The 20045-nt window shown below is 64.4% G+C and carries 24 protein-coding genes and 1 tRNA gene; 7 read left to right on the plus strand and 18 right to left on the minus strand.

Features of this window, described 5'->3' with window-relative positions:
• Positions 1-54: 54 nt before the first annotated feature.
• Together ACOQPI_RS04630 and ACOQPI_RS04635 are read right to left on the minus strand one after the other, a co-directional pair.
• A tRNA-Pro gene (locus ACOQPI_RS04630) sits at positions 55-129 on the minus strand.
• Positions 130-201: 72 nt separating this feature from the next.
• Positions 202-681, minus strand: coding sequence for a CarD family transcriptional regulator (locus ACOQPI_RS04635; protein ID WP_420618529.1), 480 nt, complete (start codon positions 679-681; stop codon positions 202-204).
• A 147-nt stretch (positions 682-828) separates the two neighbouring features.
• Here ACOQPI_RS04635 and ACOQPI_RS04640 point away from each other — a divergent pair, with 147 nt between their 5' ends.
• Positions 829-1851 (plus strand): hypothetical protein, encoded by a 1023-nt coding sequence (locus ACOQPI_RS04640; protein ID WP_420618530.1) that lies wholly within the window; start codon positions 829-831, stop codon positions 1849-1851.
• A gap of 3 nt (positions 1852-1854) precedes the next feature.
• Here the strand turns inward: ACOQPI_RS04640 and ACOQPI_RS04645 are convergent, their stop codons facing one another.
• Together ACOQPI_RS04645 and ACOQPI_RS04650 are read right to left on the minus strand one after the other, a co-directional pair.
• A complete protein-coding gene (locus tag ACOQPI_RS04645) occupies positions 1855-2568 on the minus strand; it encodes a DUF429 domain-containing protein (protein ID WP_420618531.1) in 714 nt (237 codons plus the stop codon).
• Positions 2561-3391, minus strand: a complete 831-nt coding sequence (locus tag ACOQPI_RS04650; RefSeq protein ID WP_420618532.1) for a glutaminyl-peptide cyclotransferase — start codon at positions 3389-3391, stop codon at positions 2561-2563. The genes ACOQPI_RS04645 and ACOQPI_RS04650 overlap by 8 nt, the downstream gene beginning before the upstream one ends.
• A gap of 308 nt (positions 3392-3699) precedes the next feature.
• On the opposite strand from ACOQPI_RS04650, the gene ACOQPI_RS04655 reads away from it, so the two are divergent.
• Positions 3700-4785 (plus strand): acyl-CoA dehydrogenase family protein, encoded by a 1086-nt coding sequence (locus ACOQPI_RS04655; RefSeq protein WP_420618533.1) that lies wholly within the window; start codon positions 3700-3702, stop codon positions 4783-4785.
• A gap of 4 nt (positions 4786-4789) precedes the next feature.
• On the opposite strand, the gene ACOQPI_RS04660 is transcribed toward ACOQPI_RS04655, so the two are convergent.
• Positions 4790-5635 (minus strand): hypothetical protein, encoded by an 846-nt coding sequence (locus tag ACOQPI_RS04660; protein WP_420618534.1) that lies wholly within the window; start codon positions 5633-5635, stop codon positions 4790-4792.
• Positions 5636-5657: 22 nt separating this feature from the next.
• Here ACOQPI_RS04660 and ACOQPI_RS04665 point away from each other — a divergent pair, with 22 nt between their 5' ends.
• Both ACOQPI_RS04665 and ACOQPI_RS04670 read left to right on the plus strand, forming a co-directional pair.
• Positions 5658-6923, plus strand: coding sequence for a sulfotransferase family protein (locus tag ACOQPI_RS04665; protein WP_420618535.1), 1266 nt, complete (start codon positions 5658-5660; stop codon positions 6921-6923).
• A gap of 45 nt (positions 6924-6968) precedes the next feature.
• Positions 6969-7199, plus strand: coding sequence for a ribbon-helix-helix domain-containing protein (locus ACOQPI_RS04670; RefSeq protein WP_420620986.1), 231 nt, complete (start codon positions 6969-6971; stop codon positions 7197-7199).
• A gap of 14 nt (positions 7200-7213) precedes the next feature.
• Here the strand turns inward: ACOQPI_RS04670 and ACOQPI_RS04675 are convergent, their stop codons facing one another.
• Entirely contained in the window at positions 7214-8188 is a 975-nt protein-coding gene (locus tag ACOQPI_RS04675) for an LLM class flavin-dependent oxidoreductase (protein ID WP_420618536.1), read from the minus strand.
• Positions 8189-8253: 65 nt separating this feature from the next.
• Positions 8254-9363, minus strand: coding sequence for an LLM class flavin-dependent oxidoreductase (locus tag ACOQPI_RS04680; protein ID WP_420618537.1), 1110 nt, complete (start codon positions 9361-9363; stop codon positions 8254-8256).
• A 93-nt stretch (positions 9364-9456) separates the two neighbouring features.
• Here ACOQPI_RS04680 and ACOQPI_RS04685 point away from each other — a divergent pair, with 93 nt between their 5' ends.
• A complete protein-coding gene (locus ACOQPI_RS04685; RefSeq protein WP_420618538.1) occupies positions 9457-10392 on the plus strand; it encodes an alpha/beta hydrolase in 936 nt (311 codons plus the stop codon).
• A gap of 63 nt (positions 10393-10455) precedes the next feature.
• Complete coding sequence (locus ACOQPI_RS04690; RefSeq protein ID WP_420618539.1) at positions 10456-11775, plus strand: MFS transporter; 1320 nt, start codon at positions 10456-10458, stop codon at positions 11773-11775.
• A gap of 9 nt (positions 11776-11784) precedes the next feature.
• Here the strand turns inward: ACOQPI_RS04690 and ACOQPI_RS04695 are convergent, their stop codons facing one another.
• The 4 genes from ACOQPI_RS04695 to ACOQPI_RS04710 all read right to left on the minus strand — a co-directional run bounded on the left by ACOQPI_RS04695 (position 11785) and on the right by ACOQPI_RS04710 (position 14710).
• Entirely contained in the window at positions 11785-12981 is a 1197-nt protein-coding gene (locus ACOQPI_RS04695) for an ATP-binding protein (protein ID WP_420620987.1), read from the minus strand.
• Positions 12982-13423: 442 nt separating this feature from the next.
• Positions 13424-13549: a hypothetical protein gene (locus ACOQPI_RS04700; RefSeq protein WP_419845291.1), complete on the minus strand. Its 126-nt coding sequence runs from the start codon at positions 13547-13549 to the stop codon at positions 13424-13426.
• Between the two features lie 45 nt (positions 13550-13594).
• On the minus strand, positions 13595-13894 hold the full coding sequence (locus ACOQPI_RS04705; protein WP_420618540.1) for a DUF2442 domain-containing protein: 300 nt from the start codon (positions 13892-13894) through the stop codon (positions 13595-13597).
• Positions 13895-13948: 54 nt separating this feature from the next.
• The gene (locus ACOQPI_RS04710; protein ID WP_420618541.1) at positions 13949-14710 is read right to left on the minus strand and encodes an AAA family ATPase; all 762 of its coding nucleotides are present in this window, start codon (positions 14708-14710) and stop codon (positions 13949-13951) included.
• A 406-nt stretch (positions 14711-15116) separates the two neighbouring features.
• On the opposite strand from ACOQPI_RS04710, the gene ACOQPI_RS04715 reads away from it, so the two are divergent.
• Positions 15117-15752 (plus strand): NYN domain-containing protein, encoded by a 636-nt coding sequence (locus tag ACOQPI_RS04715; RefSeq protein ID WP_420620988.1) that lies wholly within the window; start codon positions 15117-15119, stop codon positions 15750-15752.
• Positions 15753-15868: 116 nt separating this feature from the next.
• Here ACOQPI_RS04715 and ACOQPI_RS04720 read toward each other — a convergent pair whose 3' ends face one another.
• From ACOQPI_RS04720 to ACOQPI_RS04750, 7 genes are all read right to left on the minus strand, one after another.
• Positions 15869-16609 carry an LEM-3-like GIY-YIG domain-containing protein gene (locus ACOQPI_RS04720; RefSeq protein WP_420618542.1) on the minus strand — a complete coding sequence of 247 codons (741 nt, stop codon included), beginning with the start codon at positions 16607-16609 and terminating at the stop codon, positions 15869-15871.
• 54 nt (positions 16610-16663) lie between these two features.
• On the minus strand, positions 16664-17308 hold the full coding sequence (locus ACOQPI_RS04725) for an alpha-ketoglutarate-dependent dioxygenase AlkB (RefSeq protein ID WP_420618543.1): 645 nt from the start codon (positions 17306-17308) through the stop codon (positions 16664-16666).
• A 51-nt stretch (positions 17309-17359) separates the two neighbouring features.
• Positions 17360-17599, minus strand: coding sequence for a hypothetical protein (locus tag ACOQPI_RS04730; RefSeq protein WP_420618544.1), 240 nt, complete (start codon positions 17597-17599; stop codon positions 17360-17362).
• Between the two features lie 309 nt (positions 17600-17908).
• On the minus strand, positions 17909-18250 hold the full coding sequence (locus tag ACOQPI_RS04735) for a hypothetical protein (RefSeq protein WP_420618545.1): 342 nt from the start codon (positions 18248-18250) through the stop codon (positions 17909-17911).
• Between the two features lie 68 nt (positions 18251-18318).
• The gene (locus ACOQPI_RS04740) at positions 18319-18591 is read right to left on the minus strand and encodes a hypothetical protein (RefSeq protein ID WP_420618546.1); all 273 of its coding nucleotides are present in this window, start codon (positions 18589-18591) and stop codon (positions 18319-18321) included.
• 36 nt (positions 18592-18627) lie between these two features.
• Positions 18628-19125 (minus strand): Panacea domain-containing protein, encoded by a 498-nt coding sequence (locus ACOQPI_RS04745; RefSeq protein ID WP_420618547.1) that lies wholly within the window; start codon positions 19123-19125, stop codon positions 18628-18630.
• 97 nt (positions 19126-19222) lie between these two features.
• Positions 19223-20002 carry an LLM class flavin-dependent oxidoreductase gene (locus ACOQPI_RS04750; protein WP_420618548.1) on the minus strand — a complete coding sequence of 260 codons (780 nt, stop codon included), beginning with the start codon at positions 20000-20002 and terminating at the stop codon, positions 19223-19225.
• Between the last annotated feature and the right edge of the window lie 43 nt (positions 20003-20045).

The raw sequence follows: 20045 nt of genomic DNA on the forward strand, positions 1-20045 counted from the left end.
TCTAGGTGGTCTGGTTTTGCCGGCTTTCGTGTCGCCAGCGTCGTGTTACCAGTGTCGGGCTGGCCGGATTTGAACCGGCGACCCCCTGCTCCCAAAGCAGGTGCGCTGACCAAGCTGCGCCACAGCCCGTGTTTGTGGTCTTGCGCCAGCGTACTCGTCGGCGGGGTGGGCGAGAGAAGCTTGTTTTTCCCGATTGGGGGATCAGGACAGGGCTTGCTCCACCCGTTCGAGGGCCTCGTCTTCGGACACGTTCAACGAGAAGCTGAGCTCCGACACCAGCACGTTGCGGGCCTTGGTGAACAGGCTCTTCTCGCCGGCGGACAGGCCCTTGTTCTGGTCCCGCAGGGCCAGGTTCCGCACCACCTCGGCCACCTGGTAGACGTCGCCCGACTTGAGCTTCTCCTGGTGGTTCTTGAACCGGCGGCTCCAGTTGGCCGGCTCCCGCACATCCCGCTTGCGGAGCACCTCGAACAGGTCTTCCACGTCCTCGGTGGAGATGGGCCAGCGCATCCCCACCTCTTCGGCCTTGGCGACGGGCACCGACAGCACCATCTCACCGTGGGCCATGCGCAATACCAGGTATTCGGTTTTCTCCCCGAAGGCCTCTTTCATTTCCTTTTTGACCACGGTGGCTGCTCCGTGGTGGGGGTAGACAACCTTGTCACCTTTTTTGAACGTCATCGTGCTCCGTGGTGGGCTCGGGGGAACCCCATAAGGATGCCATCATCGGATGCGGTTTTGCATCTTGGGTGCCTTCTTCCTCGTCAGCGCCTGCTTTCCGGCTGAACTCCATGCACCGGTGCGGCCCAGCGGCCAAGATGGGCGGGGATGGCTTCGCTTCGCACCGAGATAACCGAGATCGTCACCGGGTTGGGGATGCTGGGTTTGGCGTCGGTGGACGAGGCGCTGGCGGCTCGGCCGGAGGCGATGGTGGGGGTGGAACACCGGCACTACGACAAGCTCATCGCCGCTCGGGCCGACGGCAAGCACCTGTTGCAGTTTGAGGAAGCCTGGGCCAACGGCGTGGCGTTTGCCGCCGCGGAAGACGGCCTGCGGGATCGGCAGCCGAAGCGGGTGGAGTGGAAGGGGCCGCACCAGGCGCCCTCCTATGAGCAGACGCCGGCTGATCTGCGGATCGACCATGTGTATCTGGTGAGCTGCAAGTACGGGTCGAGGCTGCTGCACAACGTGTCGCCGGGGCACCTGTTCGATCGGCTGCTGGTGATGAGACCGCCGAAGGCGAAGGATTGGTATGCCGAGGTGGCTGCTGAGGAGTACCAGAGCCTGTATCGGGCAGCCCGGGAATATCTCATCGGCCATGAAGACGGATTCGACGACCTGCCGTCGAGGGTGACCGACTTGAGCGCCGACCAGCACAAACGCCTCAAGCGGCCGTTCTCTCGTCGGTGGCCGGAGTCGTTGGCTGAGCCGGCCCACTGGTTCTCGGTGGCGGTGTCGCACGCCTCCGCCGAGCGGTGGCTGAAGGCGCTCGGAAATCGAGCGACCCAGAGGGAGGAGGCCCTCTGGCGGCTGCTGCGGCTTCAACCTGCGCCCTACTTCGTGTTGGGCACCGATCACCGCCGCCGACCAGTGCGCTATCGGGTGGACACCCCGTGGGATTTCCGCCAGCGGTTCGCATTCAAGTCGTTCGACGTGTGGCCCGAGGCCCGGGTGCAGCCGGTGGTGCGCTGGCGGGGCGATCTGATTGTCAAGGCCACCGGCACCCCCGTACACGTGGACGGGCATGTGGAGGTGCGCTGGAGCCACGGCCGCTTCCAGGGGTCGCCCGAGGCCAAGGTGTATCTGAAGACCCCCCATTTGGAGACCCCGGGCTATACGGAGCTCAAGTAGGAGTCAGGCCCAGATGGCCATCGGGTAGCCGGTGGCGTCGAGTTCTCCTCGCCCCAGGATCAGTGCTGCGCTGGCGGCCATGCGCCGGGCGGTCCAGGCGGCGGCCGCGGCGTCGAGCAAGTCGTCTGGGGTCGCGCCCGGAAGGGATGGGGGAGCTGCGCGCAGGTTGTCGAATTCCGGTGCCAGCGCAGCCATGCGCTCAGCCTGTCCGGCCGCTTGGCGCTTGGACACCAACATGGGCTCACCAGCCAGCACGGCGAAGCTGGTCTCGGGGTGGACTTCTGCGGCCTGGGGCTTTGCGTGAGGGGCGAGGTCTTCTGGGATCAGCACGGCTCGCACTTCCCGCACTTTGGGCAGCAAGTGGAATGCCTGGATGGACAGGCCCCGGCTGGTGCCCTCTCTTGACAGCCGATTGGCCTCGGCGTGGTCGGCGGCGTCGAGCGCGCCCAGCGGCGGAGTCCAGAACAGCGAGGAGCGGCGGGGGCCGAGGAGCTCTCGGGCCTCAATGTCGGAGCGGCGCAGGTCTTGACCTGGCAGTCCGATGGGCATGTCGACGCCAACGGCCACCAGCCTTTGGGACCGTGCTTCGGCCCATACGTCGGCGAACGACGGCCACACCGAGAACGCCACCGGGGAGCCGGGAGTGGTGGCGGTGGTGGCCATAACCCATCCGCCCTTGGCCGCATCCACACCGGCGACCAGCGGTGCGTCACTCAAAGCGGACCTCGAAGATGGTGGGCCAGCGCTTGCCGGTGATGAGGAACGTCCCGGTGTCGGGTCGATAGGCGATGCCGTTGAGAACATCGTTGCTGTCGGTCAACGCCGGGTGGGGGTTGATGATCCCGGCCATGTCGGCCTCGGCGATGACCGCCCCGGTGTCGGGGTCGATCACCACTATCCGATCGGTGAGCCAGACGTTGGCCCACACGTCGTCACCGACGCACTCCAGTTCATTGAGCCGGTTCACCGGGCTGCCGTCGGCCCGGGTGACGAGAACCGTGCCCATCACCTGGAACGTGGTGGGGTGGCGGAAGGTGAGCGTGTTCGACCCGTCGCTCATCACCAGCCGGGCGCCGTCGTGGCACAGCCCCCAGCCCTCGCCGGAGTAGGTGAAACTGCCGGTCTGCTCAAACGTGTCTTTGTGGTGGACCGTGGCGGTTCCCGCCTGCCAAGTAAGCCAGATGAGCTGATCGCCAACCAGGGCCAAGCCCTCCCCGAAGTGCCGGGGATCGGCGGCGGTCTCCTGAAGTACACGGCCGGTGGGCAAATCCACCACTCGCAGCACCGACTGCCCTCGTAACCCGGTGCTCTCATACACCAGGCCTTCGAACCAAAGCAGCCCTTGAGTGAACGCCGTGGTGTCGTGGGGATGGGAGGCCACCACCTGGTAGGTGAGCGTTCCCGACCAAGCGGGGGACGGTGAAGCGGCCGCGGAGGGTTCCGCAGTTGCGGGGATGGTGCGCTCTGGGATTGGGGTCGAAGGCTGGTCGGTTGGCCGGGCGGTGGGCTGGACGTCTGTCGGTTGGGATGTGGGACCCACGGGGGCTGATGTGCTGACCGGGGTGGGAGAGGGGGGCGGGGACTCAGGGGCAGGAGTGCGCTCAGCGGTGGTTGGCTCCTCAGAGTGGCTAGCTGTCGATTGAGCCGTGGGAGCAGTCGAAGCAGGTGCCCCGGGTGATGGGGTAGCCACCGGGGTTGTTAGGGACTGGGGCGCGTCGGAGCCGCAGGCGGCCAACAGAGCTATGGCAGCCAGCAGCCAGAATGCGATCCTCAGGGTGCGACTAAGAGACAGAGCCGCCATTTTTGCTCAAATGCGCCCCTCGGTCAGAGGGGTGCCACACTTGGCCGGTGGATTTCTCCTTTTCTGAGCAGGAGCAGGCGGTTGCCGATCTGAGCCGCCAGATCTTGGGCGACTTGTCGACCCCGAAGCGGCACAAGCATTTGGAGGCCGATGGCTTGACCCACGACGACTACGTGTGGGGGGAGTTGTGCGATGCCGGGCTGGTGGGTGTGTCGTTGCCCGAGGAGTGCGGCGGGGGCGGGTTGGGATTTCTGGCCACCTGCCTGATGTTGGAGGAGATCGGGCGCACCACCGCCCGGGTGCCGTTTCTGGCGCCGGTGGCGGCGATGGCGGTGGCCGAGTTCGACCCCGACGAGGATTTGCTGGCAGAGATGGCCACCGGATCGGCGCTGGTGTCGCCGGCGTTGGTAGAGCCGGGCCGCGATCCCGCCGAGCCGTCTGCGACGGCGGTGGCGACAGGCGATAGCTGGACGGTGAGCGGCACCAAGGAGATGGTCCCGTTCGCCGATCAGGCCGACTGCTTTTTGGTTCCCGCAACCACGAACCACGGCGTCGGGCTGTTCTTGGTACACAACACCGCCCCATCGGTGGAGGTTGTGCCCCAGGAGGCCACATCGGGACTGGTCGAAGGGAAGGTGGTGCTGGCTGATGCGCCCGCCGATCGGCTGGGTACCGGCGCAGAGGCCGTGGACTGGCTGGTGCAGCGGTGTACCGCCGCGCTGAGCGCGGTGGCCGTGGGGGTGGTGAGCGAGGCCCTGAGGTTGACCGCGGCCTACACCAGCGAGCGGGAGCAGTTCGGCCGGCCCATCGCCACCTTCCAGGCCGTCGGCCAGAGGGTGGGCGACGCCTACATAGACACCGAGGCCATCCGCCTCACCGCCCTGCAAGCCTGCTGGCGCCTCGACCAGGGGTTGGAGGCATCCACCGAAGTGGCAGTGGCCAAGTACTGGGCCGCCGACGGCGGTCAGCGAGTGGCCAACGCCGCCCAGCACCTCCACGGCGGCATGGGCGTCGACCGCGACTACCCCCTGTGGCGCTACTACGTGTGGGCCAAGCACCTCGAGCTCTCGCTGGGCGGCTCCACCGCCCAACTCCTACGCATAGGCGAAGCCCTCGCCACCGGCACCGCCTGAACTACTAGAGCGCGGCGAGTTGGATTACGGCGTAGCCGGCGAGGTGGCGGTCGCGCTGGGTGTCGATCAGCCTGACGACGGCCACTGCGCCCTGGTTGCCGTGGCGCATCAGCGTGGTTTGGGTTTGGGCGGGGCCGATGCGGGTTTGGTCTAAGAAGCGGTAGTTGAGGCTCATGGCGGCCACCGGTGCGCCGAGCGCCTCTTGGGCGGCAACCTCGGCGGCGGCTTCTGCGGCCATGATCATCACGCCGCCGTTGATGGTGCCGAAGCTGTTGCGCACGTAGTCGGTCATGGGTATCTGCACCACTCCTGCCGCGGCGTCGACCACCTCCAACTGGAGGGCCTCCCACAGCGATGCGTCTTTGAATCCAGACGAGGGAAGTGCCATTGTGCGCCGCTCCATCGACTCGGCCTCCAAGTGGGACAGATCGGCGTTGCCCTCCCGGTAGGGAATCAGAGCGAACGACATAATCGCTTGTCCGATGGGCTCAGCCTGATCGGGGTCGTCGTTGCCGCAGCCGTCGGCCAAGGTGGTAGCCACGGTTATCAGGCTCTGGCCGGTCCGCAGCAACCGAGTCGAGGCGATGAGCGGTCCTTGGCGAGCGAATCCCGATGCGGAGTACGACAAATCTTGCGTGGCAATTCGGTTGGGGAGGGCCTCGATGAGGGCTGTCAGCGCTCCTGATGCATCGGCCACAGTACCGACGAGTCCGAGGCGGGCAGCGCCGGACGGGGTCAGCACCGCAGGGCAGAGTGGGGCATAGCTGAGTGCCCGGCCCCGCTCAGGCCGCTCGCTCTCCAGCTTTAGATCGCGCAGAATGTGGTGCTCTGGGGGATAGTCGCTCGGCATTGGGGCGTTACCCTACGCCACCATGAGCGATGCCAAGCGAGACGTCCGGGCCACTGACAAATCGTCTCTTCCCAGGGTAGTGAGGGCGATGAACAGCTATGGCCGCACCATTCGCCGCATCCGACCTGGGCACGGTCGGTTCAACGCCGATGCTCTGGTGAGCAAGGCCCAGGAGTCGGCCAAGCTCGACGACTTCGGCCCCGACGGCTGGCAAGAGGGATTCGAGATCTTGGTGGACTCGATCAACGACGAGGGCAATCCGAGCCAGTTGGGCCGGATGATCCTGGGAGGTCTGATCGACTCCACGCTTCAGATGCGGTTGCGGGTGGTGGACTGGGCCAACCAGCACCCTGAGGTGGCCAAAGAGCAGGTGACTGCTCCGATCGTGGTAACCGGCCTGCCCCGCACCGGCACCACGCTGCTCAGCAATCTGCTGGATCTCGACCCGGCTAACCGGTCGCTGTTGGGCTGGGAGGGCGGTGTGGTGGCCCCGCCGCCCACGCTGTCGAATCACCGGGAAGACCCCCGCATTGCCGAATCGGTGAAGGGCTCGGGCCAGTTGGCCAAGCTGGCTCCCAAAGTGCAGGCCATGCACCCGATGGCGGCCACGCTGCCCACCGAGTGCGTGACGCTTTTGGGGGGCGAGTTCAAGTCGATCCACTTCGAGACCCAGGGCACGTTCAACACCTACGGCGCCTGGTTCGAGACCTGCGACATGGTGCCCGCCTACCAGTTCCACCGCCTTTGCTTGCAGGTGCTGCAATCGGGCATCCCGACCCACCGGTGGTCGTTGAAGACACCCGGCCACATGTGGCACCTAAACGCGTTGTATGCCGTGTACCCCGACGCCCGGGTGGTGTGGACCCATCGCGACCCGCTCAAAGTGGTCGGTTCGGTGGCCAGCCTCAACTGCACCCTCCACGCCACCAACACCGACAAGGTGGACTTCAACGCAGTGGGCCGCATCTGGAAGGACAAGTGTTTGCACGGCATCAAGGCCGGCACCGAGTTCCGCGACCAACGCGGCTCAGACGACACCGTGTTCGATCTCCAGTACGCCGAGCTGATGGACGACCCGGTCGGCTCAGTAGAGCGCATCTACCGCCACTTCAACATGGAGCTAGACGACCTCGGACGACGCAGAATGACCGCCTGGATGGAGGAAAACCCCCAAGACCGCTTCGGCCGCCACCGCTACACCCTCGACCAATTCGGCCTCTCAGCCGAAGAAGTCCGCCACCAGTTCGCCCCCTATACCGACCGCTACGAAGTCCCCTCCGAGGGGTGATTCGGCTGGATAGCCAGTCGTTCAAGATAGGTTCTCTGTGTGACGATGCTGAGCTTTCGGGTGGAGCCTGAAGTTGCGGAGAGAGTAAGGGAGATGTCGGTTTATCTGGGGATCTCTCAGTCCGAAATGATCCGCGAGGCGTTGCGTCGGCACCTAAATGTGTTGGCTGCGCAGCGTGATGCTCTTGTGTACGAGAAGAGTCCTCTCACTGCCGAAGAACTCGCCTTCATTTCTGAAGAGCGCTGGGCGCCGGCGAGCGACTGCGCCGTTTTCTGACAGCGGTTCGACGCTCAGAGGTGGGGGAGGACTTCGGTTTCGAAGAGGCGGAGGTTTTCCCAGGATAGGGCGGGGTCTAGGCCGCCCATTAGGGGGTGGAACATTAGGGCGTCGAAGTCGCCCATGGCATTGATCATGTCGATGGCCTCGGCGGGGGAGATGAGGTGGTGCATTCCCATGGCCCGCAGGGCGTCGGCGTCGTTGACGGGCTCATAGCCGGTGGCGGCGCCGGATTCTGCCGCCCATTGGCCGTAGGCGTTCATCTCGTGGAGGGCGTGGGGGGCGACTTGGGCCCAGGTGGCGTCGGGGTCGTGGGTGATGTGCAGGTAGCCGACGCCGCCGGAGGTGGCCGGGCCGGGGTCGTCACCGCCGAGCCTGATCACCTCGTCGCGGTAGAAGTCCCAGAACTCGGGCATGGTGGGAAGGAACCCATCGGCGATGCGGGCCGCCCTGCGGGCCGCCGGCTCCCCGCTGCCGCCCAGCCAGATGGCCGGCCGGGGATCCTGATAGGGGGTGGGGGTCACCCGCACGGTGCGGCCCCGGAACTCGAATGGCTCGCCGGTCCACGCCGCCTTGAGGGTCTCCACCATCTCCACGGTCAGGCGCACCCGGTCGCCGGTGGAGTGCCCGAACATCTCGAACTCCGAGGGCACATATCCCCCGGCCACCGTCACGCTGATGCGGCCCTTGCTGATCCGATCCAGCACGGCCAGGTCTTCGGCGATCCGCAGCGGGTCGTGCATCGGGGCAATGAGCGCGGCCAGCATGATGTGGATGTTCTCGGTGCGAGCGGCGATGGCCGAGGCCAGTGCCACCAGCGAGGGCAGGTAGCCGTCGTCGGAGCCGTGGTGCTCCGACAGCGTGACCGACACGAAGCCCAAGTCTTCGGCCCACACCGCCTGCTCGATGGCGGCGTGGTACAGCTCCTCCACCGGCACCGGGCAGATGTCCGGGCAGCGGAAGTCGTAGCGGATGTTGAGCAAGGCCATGGCCGCCTCCAGTCAGTCTTTGACTAGCTCTTCTTGAAATCGGTTGGCAGTTTCACCAGCCAGCGTCAGTTCTTGAACTCGGGGATCACGTATTTGCCCATGAGCTCGATGGAGGTCATCACATCCTCATGGGCCATCTTGTACGGGTTGAACAGGCAGAACAGCAGATCGCAGCCCACCGCCTCGTAGCGCTTGGCGATCTCCACGCACCGGTCGGGGTCGCCAATCACCGCGGCGCCCGACTCCCAGATGTAGTCCATGGTGATCTGGCCCAATAGGCCCTCGTCGCGGCTCTTGGCCGCATCGCCGGTGTACTCGTAGGAGCCCAGCTCGGCCACCTCCAGGTCGGCCAGGTAGTCGGCCACCGAGGCGATGAGCCCGCCCCCGTAGCCCGGATACCACACGAACGACTCCTCGGCGGCGGCCCGGGCCTTCTCGTTGGTCTCGTTGCAGTGCACCATGGTGAAGGTGGCGGCCCGCTCGTTGCGGAACGCGCCCACCGGCTGGTCGCAGTCGGCGTGGCCCTTGCGGAAGGCCTCGAGCCGCTCGGCCAGGTCTTCGGGCGGCTGGCCCACGGTGAACGAGCACAGCCCGATGCCCCGCTTGCCGATCTCGTAGTGGCCCGGCACTGAGCTGGTGGCCCCCCAGATGGGCGGGTGGGGATCCTGGCGGGGCTTGGGCAGCACCCGGCGCTTGGGCATCGACCAGTAGTCGCCCTCGAACTCGTACTCTTCGTTGGTCCAGCAGCCCACGATGTGGCGAAGCGCCTCATCCCACTGGGCCCGGGTCTCGTCGGGGTGGATGTTGAAGCCCTCCAGCTCGGCCCGGGTGGACGAGCGGCCGGTGCCGAACTCCACCCGCCCGTTGCTGATGAGATCCAGCACCGCCACCGACTCCGCCGTGCGCACCGGGTGGTTGTAGGGCTTGGGCAGAAGCCGCACGCCATAGCCGATCCGCAGGTTCTCGGTGAGCGCCGCAATGTGGCCGTACAGCACCTCGGGGTTGGAGCAGTGGGAGTATTCCTCCAAGAAGTGGTGCTCCACTGTCCAGAACGAGTGGAAGCCCATCTTGTCGCCCAGAACGGCTTGTTCGATGGTGTTCTGGTAGGCTTTGTACTCACTCTCACGAGTCCAGGGCCGGGCCACCGGAATCTCGTAGAACATCGCAAACTCCATGCCAATCCCCTTGTGTGTGCGGCGCAGTTCCGGGGCCGATGGTAAACGGCGCGACCCCAAGCGGGCGCATTGGGCTCGGTTAGTGTGCGGGCCATGGCACTAGATCCGGCCGCCAAGGCCGTTATGGACATGATGGAAGAAAGCGGCGTGAGCTTTGCGGGCATCGCCTCGATGACCGCGGTGGAGCTGCGCAACCGCATGCAGCTCGGCGACATGCCGGTGGAGGACGTGGCCCGCACCGAAGACCGGGTGATCCCCGGCCCCGACGGCACCGACCTGCCCATCCGCATCTACTGGGCCGAGGTCACAAATGAGGCCCGCCCGGTGGTGGTGTTCTTCCACGGCGGGGGCTGGGTGATCGGCGGCATCGACAGCCACGACGGCCAGGTGCGCGAGATGGTGAACCGCACCGGCATGGTGTTCGTGTCGGTGGACTACCGCCTCGCCCCCGAGGCCAAGTTCCCGGCGGCGGCCGAGGACTGCTACGCCGCCACCCAGTGGGTGGCCGACAATGCGGCCGACATCGGCGCCGATGCCACCCGGCTGGGGGTGGCCGGCGACAGCGCCGGGGGCAACCTGGCCGCAGTGGTGGCCCAGATGGCCCGCGACCGGGGCGGCCCGGCCATCGCCCATCAGCTGCTCGTGTATCCGTGCTGCGACATGGACTCCAACGCCTGGCCGTCGCAGACCGAGAACGGCTTCGACTATTTCCTCACCAAGGAGTCGATGGACTGGTTCTACGACCAGTACGCCGATGTGGCCGACCGCGACAACCCCTATGCCTCGCCCATCAAGGCCGACAGCCTCAGCGGGCTGCCCCCGGCGTGTGTGATCACCGCCGAGTACGACCCGCTGCGCGACGAGGGCGAGGCCTACGGCGCTGCGCTTCAGGAGGCCGGGGTGGCCTGTGAGGTGCACCGCTACGACGGCATGTTCCACGGCTTTTTCGGCATGACCCTGGCCATCCCCGGCGCGGTGGCCGCCCAGGAGACCGCGGCCGCCGCGGTGACCGCCGCGCTGTCGGCTTGAGCTCGGCGTGACGCCCTGAGCACCGCCGCGGTCGGCTTCGACGACCGCTACCGGTTCCGCCTGATGGCGGCCATCGTCCCCGTGCAGTTCGGGGTGAGCATGAGCCTGACGGTGATCGCGGTGGCCGTGGGCGACATCGCCCGAGATCTAGACACCGGAACCGGTGCCGCCAGCTGGACGGTGACCGGGGCCATCTTGGCCTCGGCGGTGTCCACGTCGCTGGGGGGCAAGTTTGGCGACATCTACGGCCACCGCCGGGCCTTCCTCGCCGCGGCGGTGATGCTGGTGGTGGTGACGCCGCTCAGCGGGCTGGCCTGGAACATCGAGAGCCTCATCGGGTTCCGGGTGGCGGCCGGGGTGGCCAACGGGGTGGCCACCGCCGCGGGCACCGCCATGGTGCTGTTGGCGTTCCCCATCTCCACCCGCTCGAGGGCCATCGGCTGGTACCAGTCGGCCCTGTCAGGGGCGCCGGCTATCGGGCTGATCGTGGGCGGGCAGATCGTGGAGCAGTTCGGCTGGCGGTGGGTGTTCGCCTTCTTCGGGGTGATCGCCGTGGTTGGCCTGGTAACCAGCGCCGCGGTGGTGCGGCCCATGGGCGGCGGCCTGGAGGTGTCCATCGACTACTGGGGCGGCCTCACGCTGTCGGCCGGGGTGGCGCTGGTGCTGGTGGGGCTCACGCTGTTGGGCAACGACGGGGTGGGCACCTCGGTGAGCATCGTCCTCATGGCCGGCGGGGTGGTGCTATTGGCCGCGTTCGCCCGCATCGAACAGCGGGTGCCCGAACCCATCATCAGCATGGACTACCTGCGAAAGCGCAACTTCAGCATCCCCATCTGGGTGGTGACCTTGGCCAACTTCTCGTTCATGGGCGGTCTGGTGATCACCCCGTTCCTGTTCACCGAGCGGCTGGGCTGGGGCCTCGGGGCGGCCACGCTGCTGTTGGCGGTGCGGCCGATCACGTTCAGCTCGTGCGCCTTCGCCGGCGGCTACATCCACCCCCGCCTGGGGGCCCGGATGACCCCGGTGGTGGGATCGTCGCTGCTCGCGGTGGGCATGGTGTTCTTCGCCCTGTCGGCCTGGCAGGCCTCGCTGGGCTGGACGGTGGCGGGGCTGTTCGTGGTGGCCATCGGCCACGGCATCCAGCTCCCGTCGCTCACCACCACCGCCTCCGACGCCGTGGAGCCCGAGGACTACGGCGTGGCCTCCGGCATGCGGGGCACCCTCACCCAAGTGGGCGTGACCACCGGCATGCAGACCATGGTCATAGTGATCGGCACCGACATCACCGGCACCTCCCTAGCCAACTCCTACCTCCTAGGCGCCGGAGCCGCAGTACTAGCCGTAGCCCTCTCCCTAGCCATCTCCCCCCGCCCCCGCTACTAGCGGTTCAGGTCAGGGGCCCAGGGCGGTGATGGGGAGGACGGTTGTGCCGTCGGATCGGTCGTAGCCGTAGCCGGTGGCGGTGATGATCAGCAGCTTGGCCGGCTCGCCCACCCGGTCGGTGTCCACCTTGTTCTTGAGGCGGAGCAGGGATTGGGCGGCCTCGTCGATCCACTGCTGGCCGCCGAGCTTGACCTCGACGGCGATCCACCGTCCGTCCCGGGCCTCGATGATGGCGTCGGCCTCCAAATTGTCGCTGTCGCGGTAGTGGTAGACGTCAGCGTCGTTCGCCTGACCGTAGATGCGCAGATCTCGCACAACTAGCGACTCAAACAAGAATCCAAAGGCGTCCAACTCCCTGATAAGCCGATCGGGAGTGGCACGGAGGGCGGCTGCGGCCAGCGAGGGATCGACAAAATGCCGCTTGGGCGAATTTCGCAACCGGGCTCGCGACCTCAGGTGGGTGAACCAATGGGGCAGGTCTTCAACGACGAACAGACGTTCCAGAGATCGCATGTACTCTGTGGCGGTCGTCCGATTCAGATTCCTTTCTCCAGAGGCTTCCACTGCCAGCTTTGAGAACGACGTGGTAGTGGCGATGTTGCGGCCGATAGACGTCAAGAGTCTTTGGACGCCTTGGGGATCACGGACTATCCCGTCTACTGCGGAGATATCGGTGCGAGCAATCTCATTGAGGTAGTTGCGAAGAAGGAGTTGGGCATCCTTGACTGGTGTGTTGAGGTGCCGGGGCCATCCACCCCGGCACACCGCATCCACGATGTCTCTGAAAGTGGCATCTGGTCGGTGGGTGGCCATGGCCTCGCCGCTGAGCAGTGTGCCAAGGGGCGCTTCTCCGGTGCTCTCGCCGGTCTCCAGCAACGACATCGTGCGCATCCGCACGCGTCCGATCCGGCCGGCACCTGAGTGCCTGGTGATGTCATCGGGCGGGGTCGCAGAGCCGGTAAGGATGAATCGGCCGTTGGCGTGCCCCTCGTCGCAGGCGCGGCGTACCTGGTTCCAGACTTCATCTGCGAGCTGCCATTCGTCGAGCAGGCGGGGTTCGCTGCCCTCCAAAATGAAACCTGGCGTTGTCGACACCGAACGCCGTGCGTTGAGGTCCTGGTCGAATGGCACCTCGCTTTGGCTAAATCTGCGTCCGCTCCATGTCTTGCCGCACCCTTTGGGGCCTTCGATCACTATTGCCGGCATGGCCCGGAGCAATTCTTGGATCGCGGTGTCGCTGACGCGTGGGATGTAGCCTCTGGGTGTGAGCGTTTTGGACACAGGCGCTCCTTCTGGCCGATCAACTGGTACTAGCCTACAGTTTGCTGGTATCTCACCCTACAAGTTGCTGATATTCTATCCAACAACTTATTGGACAACCAGCCTACAGTTTAGGGGGCTTTCAACCCGCAGAATGTGGGATTTTCAACCCGCAGAATGTGGAACGAGTTCAGATCGAGGCGACGTCTGTGGGGTAGATGGAGAAGGTAAGGCCCTGGGGGTGGCGGCTTGAGCTCCAGCTCACCACCCCCCGGCCACCGTGCCCAAGTTCGCTTCACCGAAATCGGGAGAGGCTAGCAGGGGCGTACGCCGTGGAGATTAGTGCATGTCATTGGCGACGCGGCGCGCCAATTTCGCCGCGAGGCCCTCAGTCGAGCTCGACCAAATCGCCTGAAGCGATGTCTCGCTCCGCTTCAGCAATGGCGTTCATAGTGGCCTCATCAGCGAGGATGTTCAGCGTTTCGAGAAGCGATTCGTGTTCCTCGTATCTCATGACGACGGCTGCCGATCCGTGTCGCTCCAGCTCTCCATAGGACTTTCAGTATTCCAGGGCTGAGGAAGTCTCAAAGGACAAGTCGTCAAAGGATTGGCCGGTGACGTCGAGGTAGAGGCTTTGCGGGCAGACGTCGACTGCGGTGCCATCACCCCAAGCCACCGCGCCGGAATCGGCCACGATATGTGCAGAGCGCCAGAAGTCTGTGTCTGTCCATGCAGAAAAAACGCCGCCGAGCACCGCGCTGTCCGACAAATCGACAACGCCGGTGGTGCCGTCGTCGAATCGCAGCCAGAGCTTGTACGGCTCTTGAACCTCGAGTTCAACCACATACGGCGACAGCATGAGACAAACGATATTCCCAGTTCCCCGCCAACCGCGAACGACTTGCGCCTGTCTCTAGTCGCTCGCTTGGAAGGGGGGCGGGATGAGGTCTTCGTACAGGGCTGGGTCGGGAGGCACGACTGCTACCTTGCCGTTGCGCCGCGTCACCACGCCGGTCCCGGTTTGGTACGCCAAAAGATGCGCGTCCTTGGCGGCAAGCTGCAGCGACCGCAAGATGGATTCGGTCAACTCTTCGCCGCTCAAGACAGGAGGATGATCGATAAAGGCCTCTTGGTCGATGTCGCTTGACCCCGTTGAGTTCATGCCTTGCTCGGCAATCAGCGGCACCGGCCCGGTGTTGTCCAACGCTCTCCACTCGTTAGCCCTACCCATGTAGTGCTCACGCAAGTTCCGCAATCCAGAGTCGAAGCGCCTGCGAACCACATATTCAGGCACTTGATGGCCCCCCTGTTTAACCCGCTGCGCTACTCGTCGCACAGCATCCTCGGGGCTGCCAAGACTCAGAAACACCAGCACCACTCGATAGCCGTCGCGTCGCCACTGATCGATGCGCCTCAAGTAGCCGCGGCCCGCCAGAGTGGTCTCGAAAGCGAAGCTGCGCCCTTGGGTAGCCAGACTGTTGAGTTCCGCCAGCATCAGCCGGCTGGCTGCGGCTTCCATGCCTGTACCGCGATCAAGCGGCGACAACCCAGCGGCAATCAGATCGGCATTGACGAAGTGCAGACCGGGCACTTCGCCTTGCAGATACCTCATCGCAAACGTGGTCTTTCCCGCACCGTTTGGGCCAGCAATCACGAAGATCTGCTTGTCGGCCATGCAAGAACACGATAGGCGGCTCTTAGGGATTTCCCATCAAGAGGTGGGGTCTTGGTCTAGCCGGAGGGAATCAGGCGAACCAGCTCTTGCAGATAGCCTGATGAGATGAGTGCCGAACCCCCGGGCAACGACCACAGCGAGGACGAACGCCCCGTCAAGCCCGGCCTCATCGGTAGCCTTGGCGATGTCCCCAATTGCCGTTGCGATCGACTATGCGCTCGGGTAGTCTGACATCAGTATTCCCCGCCTGGCCTGCTCCGCAGGGCATGGCGGGGCTATTTTTTTCGCCGGCCCAGCCGAGCAATTCTCACTCATAGCGAGCGGGGAGAGTTCAGCTAGGCTGGCCCTATTCTTCCCCGCCTGCCCTGCATCGCAGGGCGTGGCGGGGGTTTATTTTTTTGGAGCCATGCCTCGAACAAGGGTCGTCGTTTACGTCGATTACCAGAATGTCCAATACTGCGCCCGCGACATGTTCTGGCCTGTTGTTCCGGCTCCGCCGCGGACTGCGGGGCACGTTGATCCGCTCAAGTTGGGGAACCTGCTGTGCAGTCTCGGTCGGCCGGGCGATCCCAACCGGGTTCTAGCCGGCGTGCGGGTGTACCGGGGCCAGCCCATCGCTGGACGCAGCAGAGAAAAGGCCCGCCGATTTTATGACAGGCAAGTCTCCAGCTGGCGGCAAGCCCCAGGGGTGGAGGTCTTCACTCGGCCACTTAGATACCACCGGGCCAAGAATCCTGACGGTACAGAATATTGGGCAGCGCGCGAAAAGGGGGTGGACGTGCTGATGGCCCTCGACATCTCCATCGGCGCCCGCAGCGATCTCTTCGACGTGGCGGTCATCGCCTCCGCTGACACGGATCTGATACCAGCTCTTGAGGATGCTCTGCGTGTCTCAAAGAGGATCGAGACTGCAGCTTGGGGCTCTCCCGGGAATTCGTCCGGACCACTGAGAGTCAAGGACCGAAATCTCTGGAACCACTATCTCAACCAGACCCACTTCGACCTCGTTCGCGACGATACGGACTACCTCACAGCCTCGTAGCAGTCACGCAGCGGCTGTGTCGCGGAGGTGTTCGATGATGTTGGAGAATTTGTCGAGCCAGAATGAGCGCAGCTTGCGTGTTGCTGGTTCCTGCCCAGCCAGGTGGGAGGGCGAACTCAGCAGTTCACGTACTTGAAGGGGGAGGACTCGCCCTGTTTGAAGAGGTGCCGCACGCTGGTGTTGCGGTAGTGCGTGAGCTCGTCGGCGACCTCGCCGCTGAAGCCCCACCGTTTGCGGGATTTGCCGATGTCATGTTCCCAGTCCCGGTCGCCTCGCTGTCGCTGTCGCCAGCTGTCAATCCGATACACCTCGCGGATGACTCCCCGGTTGACGGCAAAGGCGTAGTCGGCGCCATTGCGGCGGGGCCCAAGCGTCCACCAGCCTTGAGTTGCCTCGTACAACTCCTCGGCGGACATCTCCGGTGACCAGAGCCGGGGAATCCGGAACAGAATCACCCGCTCCTTGATTTCAGGCACTTGGGGAGCAGCAAGAATCGATATTGCGACATCAGTGGTCATTCGGCCCCGCAGCCAAACGTGATGGCCCTGGACCTTGTTGGTCAGTTCGTCCATGCCCAGCAGCTGAATTGCCGCTGCTTCGACCTCGAATGCGGTTCGGTCTGTGAGTCCGAACCGCAGCAGTTGATGTTCGACTTCTTGGCCTGCCGCATGAATCTCCCTGATCCGATCCAGCTTGTCGCTCGCAGCTTCTTCGTCGCCGAGAGCATCCAGGGCGTGGTCGAACACCCGGCTCCCGTTTCCCTTGCCCACATAGAAGACCTCGCCGTCGCGCGGGTCGATCAACAGATAGACGTACGCCTTGAGCTGCTCGCTTACGTATGACGTGAATGCGTTCACCGACCGTGCCCCCGTTCCAAACATCCGAGATTCTTGTCTCTCACGGCACTAGGTCTAACGGTGACCGAGGTCGTAGACACCGTTGGTGACCCCGATTTCTGCGATGGTGCGAAACGTGATCGAGACGCGTCGCTGACGCTTGGTCTTTTGGCCGTTCCATGTGTCGGATTGCCGCTTCGCGATGCCGTGGCGCCACTTGGAGCGGGCATCGCCGCATAAGAGAACAAGGCTGCGTGGCGCCAAGCGCTGCACGTATTGGTCGCCGGTCGAATCGCAGCAGAAGTCCATGTTGACCGCCGAGCCCAAGCTCACGGTTGCGACAACGGGGCCGAAGCAGTCTCTGTCGATGTGGGGGGCGATGCCCTGTCCAGGCAGGTACTCGTTGATGATCGCTTGCTTGAACGGTCGCTGAGGGTCGAGCAATCGCTTCGCTTCCTCAGATGCAGCATCACGCACCATGAGAGACATCTGCGCCAGCCACTCGGGCAATGGCCCAATGCGAGCCGTTTCGTCGAGGCTGCGGTTGGCGTAGTCGTACTTGTAGCCGAAGTGCAGCACACGCCGGGACAGGTCCGTGAGCCACTCAGTTCTGTCGACACGATCGAGCAGCACATTCTCCTCGGAGGCAGCCAAGAAGTCCGGGTGGTACTCAAGCCCCATCGGCACAGTGGCCGTTTCCGTCAGGACATCAAACAACATGGGCGGGACCCTACCGACACCCAGTGACAGCTTGACCGGGTGTGCTCTCCGTCAAGCGTGGTTATCGACAAGCAAGATGGTGGTGAAGATGGCGATCGGCAGGATCGAGATGATGACGCCTGCTCTGGCCAGCCACAGACGAGGCAGGCCGCGACGGGCAGCCCCTCGCTCCCCCGCAAAGGAGAACGCTGCTCCCAGCACCCAGCAGATGAATGCGAAGGGGAACAGCCAGATCAACGCCCACCCAAAGATCGACAGAGCGAATCCAGCCACCGCCAGGCGATATTCCATGGTGATTGCCCAAGTATTCCATTGTGATTGCCCATGTGCTCGGCTACGGTGATCTCGTACTTCCCCGCCTGCCCTGTTCTGCAGGGCATGGCGGGGCTATTTTTTTTCGCCACTCAGCCGGAATCATTTTCACTTGCTGTCAGCGAGAGTGGACTCGGCTATAGTGGCCTTATTCCTCCCCGTCTGGCCTGCAATGCAGGGCATGGCGGGGGTCGGAGCCAGGTTCCGCCGAAGGCAACTGGTGTCTGGGATTGGTCACGAGACAGCCTGCTGTTCTTTCGAGTGTCGAATGGCTCGAAGCAACTCCACCTATCCCTGGGCAAACCGCGTGATGAAGCGGTGGACTTGGTTTGGGGTGTTGGCGGGCCAGAAGGCGTGGAGCAGCCAGGTTGCGCCGGCTTGGGCGAATGGCGCGGTGTCGATGCTGGGGTGGGCTGAGCAGGCGAAGTCGAACCCCTCGACCGAGCCCCGCTGTTCGAACACGACGTCGACGATGCGCTTGAAGCCCTCGACGTCGGTGTCGATCGGATAGATGCCGTCATAGTGCGCTGCTCGTCGAGCCGGGGCCAAAGACCCATGGGCGCAGCCGAACCAGATGGGGATGCGGCGGCGCCGGCCGTGGAGGCGATGGACCTGCACATCGTCGACCACCCATGCGCCGGTGCGGTGCTGGATTCGCTCTCTAAGGGGTTACAAACCGGTGAGCAGGTGTTTCAGATTTAATTGATCAACTCGAAGCCGATCACATCGACCTGGCGGTGCTCGGTGTTGATGGTAAAGCCCACACCGATGCGCCACATGTCCCCCTGGTGGACAACAGCGTAGAATTCGCCGTGGTGATCCCTCTTCGCGGGGATGCCAAAAGGGTCGGCCATCAACTCCTTGATGAATCTAAGCCCATCTGCTTTGGCCTCGTCAGGAAGAGGGCGCGAGCCGCTGAACTTGTTCCAGCGCGATAGGGCATTGGTCTCCCAGAGGTTGTCGTTGCTCATTGCGGGGTTTCGTACTGAGCGATAGGGCTCTCTTGCTCAGCGGGAATCAGCTACAAATTTGCGGCCCCGTGGATGGCCCTTGAGCGCATCGCGAATTGGCTCCAGCTCCTTTGGCAGACGCTTCGCATACTCCCGCATCGCCTCATGGGGGATGATCTGATTTGCGATAACGGTTCCGCCCTCTGTGGCTTCCACCCAGGGTCCCTCTTCGTGAACGAGCGCAACTAGGTCTTTGCCGCTCTTCCCACGGAATCTGGCGACCACGGACCTCATCACATCATCGAGGTCTTGGGGAATGCTGCGGGACCTCGCACCCTTGCTGGGCCTGTCGTGCCAGACATCTGCAACCACAGGCCCGTTCTTCCATGCCTCTATGCTCTCCGGGAACGCCGGAGCACCGTACCAGGCAAGATGCTCTGCCTGGATGAAGAAAAGAAGCTTGTGGAGCTTCAGCTTTGAGAGCCGCGGGTTGCGATTGAGCAGCTCATCGGCAATGGCGAAAGCGCTTGATGCCGCACTCGCGCTGATGCTCATTTCGGGCTCCCAGGCTTCATGGGCGTAACAGTATACGCGTTGGGTGTGACAGCCCCCACGCCTTAGCTGGTGGGCTCGGTTCTCGAAGCAAGCCCACCTATCCCTGGGCGAATCGGGTGATGAAGCGGTGGACTTGGTCTGGGGTGTTGCCGGGCCAGAAGGCGTGGAGGAGCCAGGTTGCGCCGGCCTCGGCGAATGGCGCGGTGTCGATGCTGGGGTGGGCCGGGCAGGCGAAGTCGAACCCCTCGAGCGAGCCCCGCTGTTCGAACACGACGTCGACGATGCGCTTGAAGCCCTCGACATCGGTGTCGATCGGATAGATGCCGTCATAGTGCGCTGCTCGTCGAGCCGGGGCCAAAGACCCATGGGCGCAGCCGAACCAGATGGGGATGCGGCGGCGCCGGCCGTGGAGGCGATGGACCTGCACATCGTCGACCACCCATGCGCCGGTGCGGTGCTGCACTCGCTCTTCGGACCACAGGCGGCCCAATAGCTCGGCCCCCTCGGTCAGCTTCGCCGCCCGCTCGGCGGGGTCATCGGGCTCGCCGAAGGCCGAGAGCTCCCGGGCCCGGTCGCTGCCGAGGCCGAGCCCGAGGATCACCCTTCCTGCGCTGAGCTGGTCGAGAGACAGCGTCGCCTGCGACACGTTGATGAGCCTGCGACGAGCCAGCGGGGTGACCATCGGCCCGATCCTGATCCGCCGGCTGCGAGTTGCCGCCACAGCCAGGGCCACCCAAGGATCGGCAATCGGCCAGTTGCCCTCAACCGGGCTGAGCACATGGTCCCAGACGAACACCCCGTCGAGCCCGGCCTCATCGGCAGCCTCAGCGATATCCCCAAACGCCACCAGGTCCGCCAACGCCCCGAACAACGGCATCGTCAACCCATGTCGCACCACTCCCGACCCTAGTCAGACGCGC

Source organism: Candidatus Poriferisocius sp., from assembly GCF_965219815.1.
Classification (GTDB): Bacteria; Actinomycetota; Acidimicrobiia; order Acidimicrobiales; family Bin134; genus Poriferisocius.

What these genes read in the sequence shown, in the direction of transcription:
- ACOQPI_RS04635 (WP_420618529.1), bottom strand. Translation starts at nt 681, where the DNA reads ATGACGTTCAAAAAAGGTGACAAGGTTGTCTACCCCCACCACGGAGCA.
- ACOQPI_RS04640 (WP_420618530.1), top strand. Translation starts at nt 829, where the DNA reads ATGGCTTCGCTTCGCACCGAGATAACCGAGATCGTCACCGGGTTGGGG.
- ACOQPI_RS04660 (WP_420618534.1), bottom strand. Translation starts at nt 5,635, where the DNA reads ATGCCGAGCGACTATCCCCCAGAGCACCACATTCTGCGCGATCTAAAG.
- ACOQPI_RS04665 (WP_420618535.1), top strand. Translation starts at nt 5,658, where the DNA reads ATGAGCGATGCCAAGCGAGACGTCCGGGCCACTGACAAATCGTCTCTT.
- ACOQPI_RS04670 (WP_420620986.1), top strand. Translation starts at nt 6,969, where the DNA reads ATGCTGAGCTTTCGGGTGGAGCCTGAAGTTGCGGAGAGAGTAAGGGAG.
- ACOQPI_RS04675 (WP_420618536.1), bottom strand. Translation starts at nt 8,188, where the DNA reads ATGGCCTTGCTCAACATCCGCTACGACTTCCGCTGCCCGGACATCTGC.
- ACOQPI_RS04680 (WP_420618537.1), bottom strand. Translation starts at nt 9,363, where the DNA reads ATGGAGTTTGCGATGTTCTACGAGATTCCGGTGGCCCGGCCCTGGACT.
- ACOQPI_RS04685 (WP_420618538.1), top strand. Translation starts at nt 9,457, where the DNA reads ATGGCACTAGATCCGGCCGCCAAGGCCGTTATGGACATGATGGAAGAA.
- ACOQPI_RS04690 (WP_420618539.1), top strand. Translation starts at nt 10,456, where the DNA reads ATGGCGGCCATCGTCCCCGTGCAGTTCGGGGTGAGCATGAGCCTGACG.
- ACOQPI_RS04695 (WP_420620987.1), bottom strand. Translation starts at nt 12,981, where the DNA reads ATGCCGGCAATAGTGATCGAAGGCCCCAAAGGGTGCGGCAAGACATGG.
- ACOQPI_RS04700 (WP_419845291.1), bottom strand. Translation starts at nt 13,549, where the DNA reads ATGAGATACGAGGAACACGAATCGCTTCTCGAAACGCTGAACATCCTC.
- ACOQPI_RS04705 (WP_420618540.1), bottom strand. Translation starts at nt 13,894, where the DNA reads ATGCTGTCGCCGTATGTGGTTGAACTCGAGGTTCAAGAGCCGTACAAG.
- ACOQPI_RS04710 (WP_420618541.1), bottom strand. Translation starts at nt 14,710, where the DNA reads ATGGCCGACAAGCAGATCTTCGTGATTGCTGGCCCAAACGGTGCGGGA.
- ACOQPI_RS04715 (WP_420620988.1), top strand. Translation starts at nt 15,117, where the DNA reads ATGCCTCGAACAAGGGTCGTCGTTTACGTCGATTACCAGAATGTCCAA.
- ACOQPI_RS04725 (WP_420618543.1), bottom strand. Translation starts at nt 17,308, where the DNA reads ATGTTGTTTGATGTCCTGACGGAAACGGCCACTGTGCCGATGGGGCTT.
- ACOQPI_RS04730 (WP_420618544.1), bottom strand. Translation starts at nt 17,599, where the DNA reads ATGGAATATCGCCTGGCGGTGGCTGGATTCGCTCTGTCGATCTTTGGG.
- ACOQPI_RS04740 (WP_420618546.1), bottom strand. Translation starts at nt 18,591, where the DNA reads ATGAGCAACGACAACCTCTGGGAGACCAATGCCCTATCGCGCTGGAAC.
- ACOQPI_RS04745 (WP_420618547.1), bottom strand. Translation starts at nt 19,125, where the DNA reads ATGAGCATCAGCGCGAGTGCGGCATCAAGCGCTTTCGCCATTGCCGAT.
- ACOQPI_RS04750 (WP_420618548.1), bottom strand. Translation starts at nt 20,002, where the DNA reads ATGCCGTTGTTCGGGGCGTTGGCGGACCTGGTGGCGTTTGGGGATATC.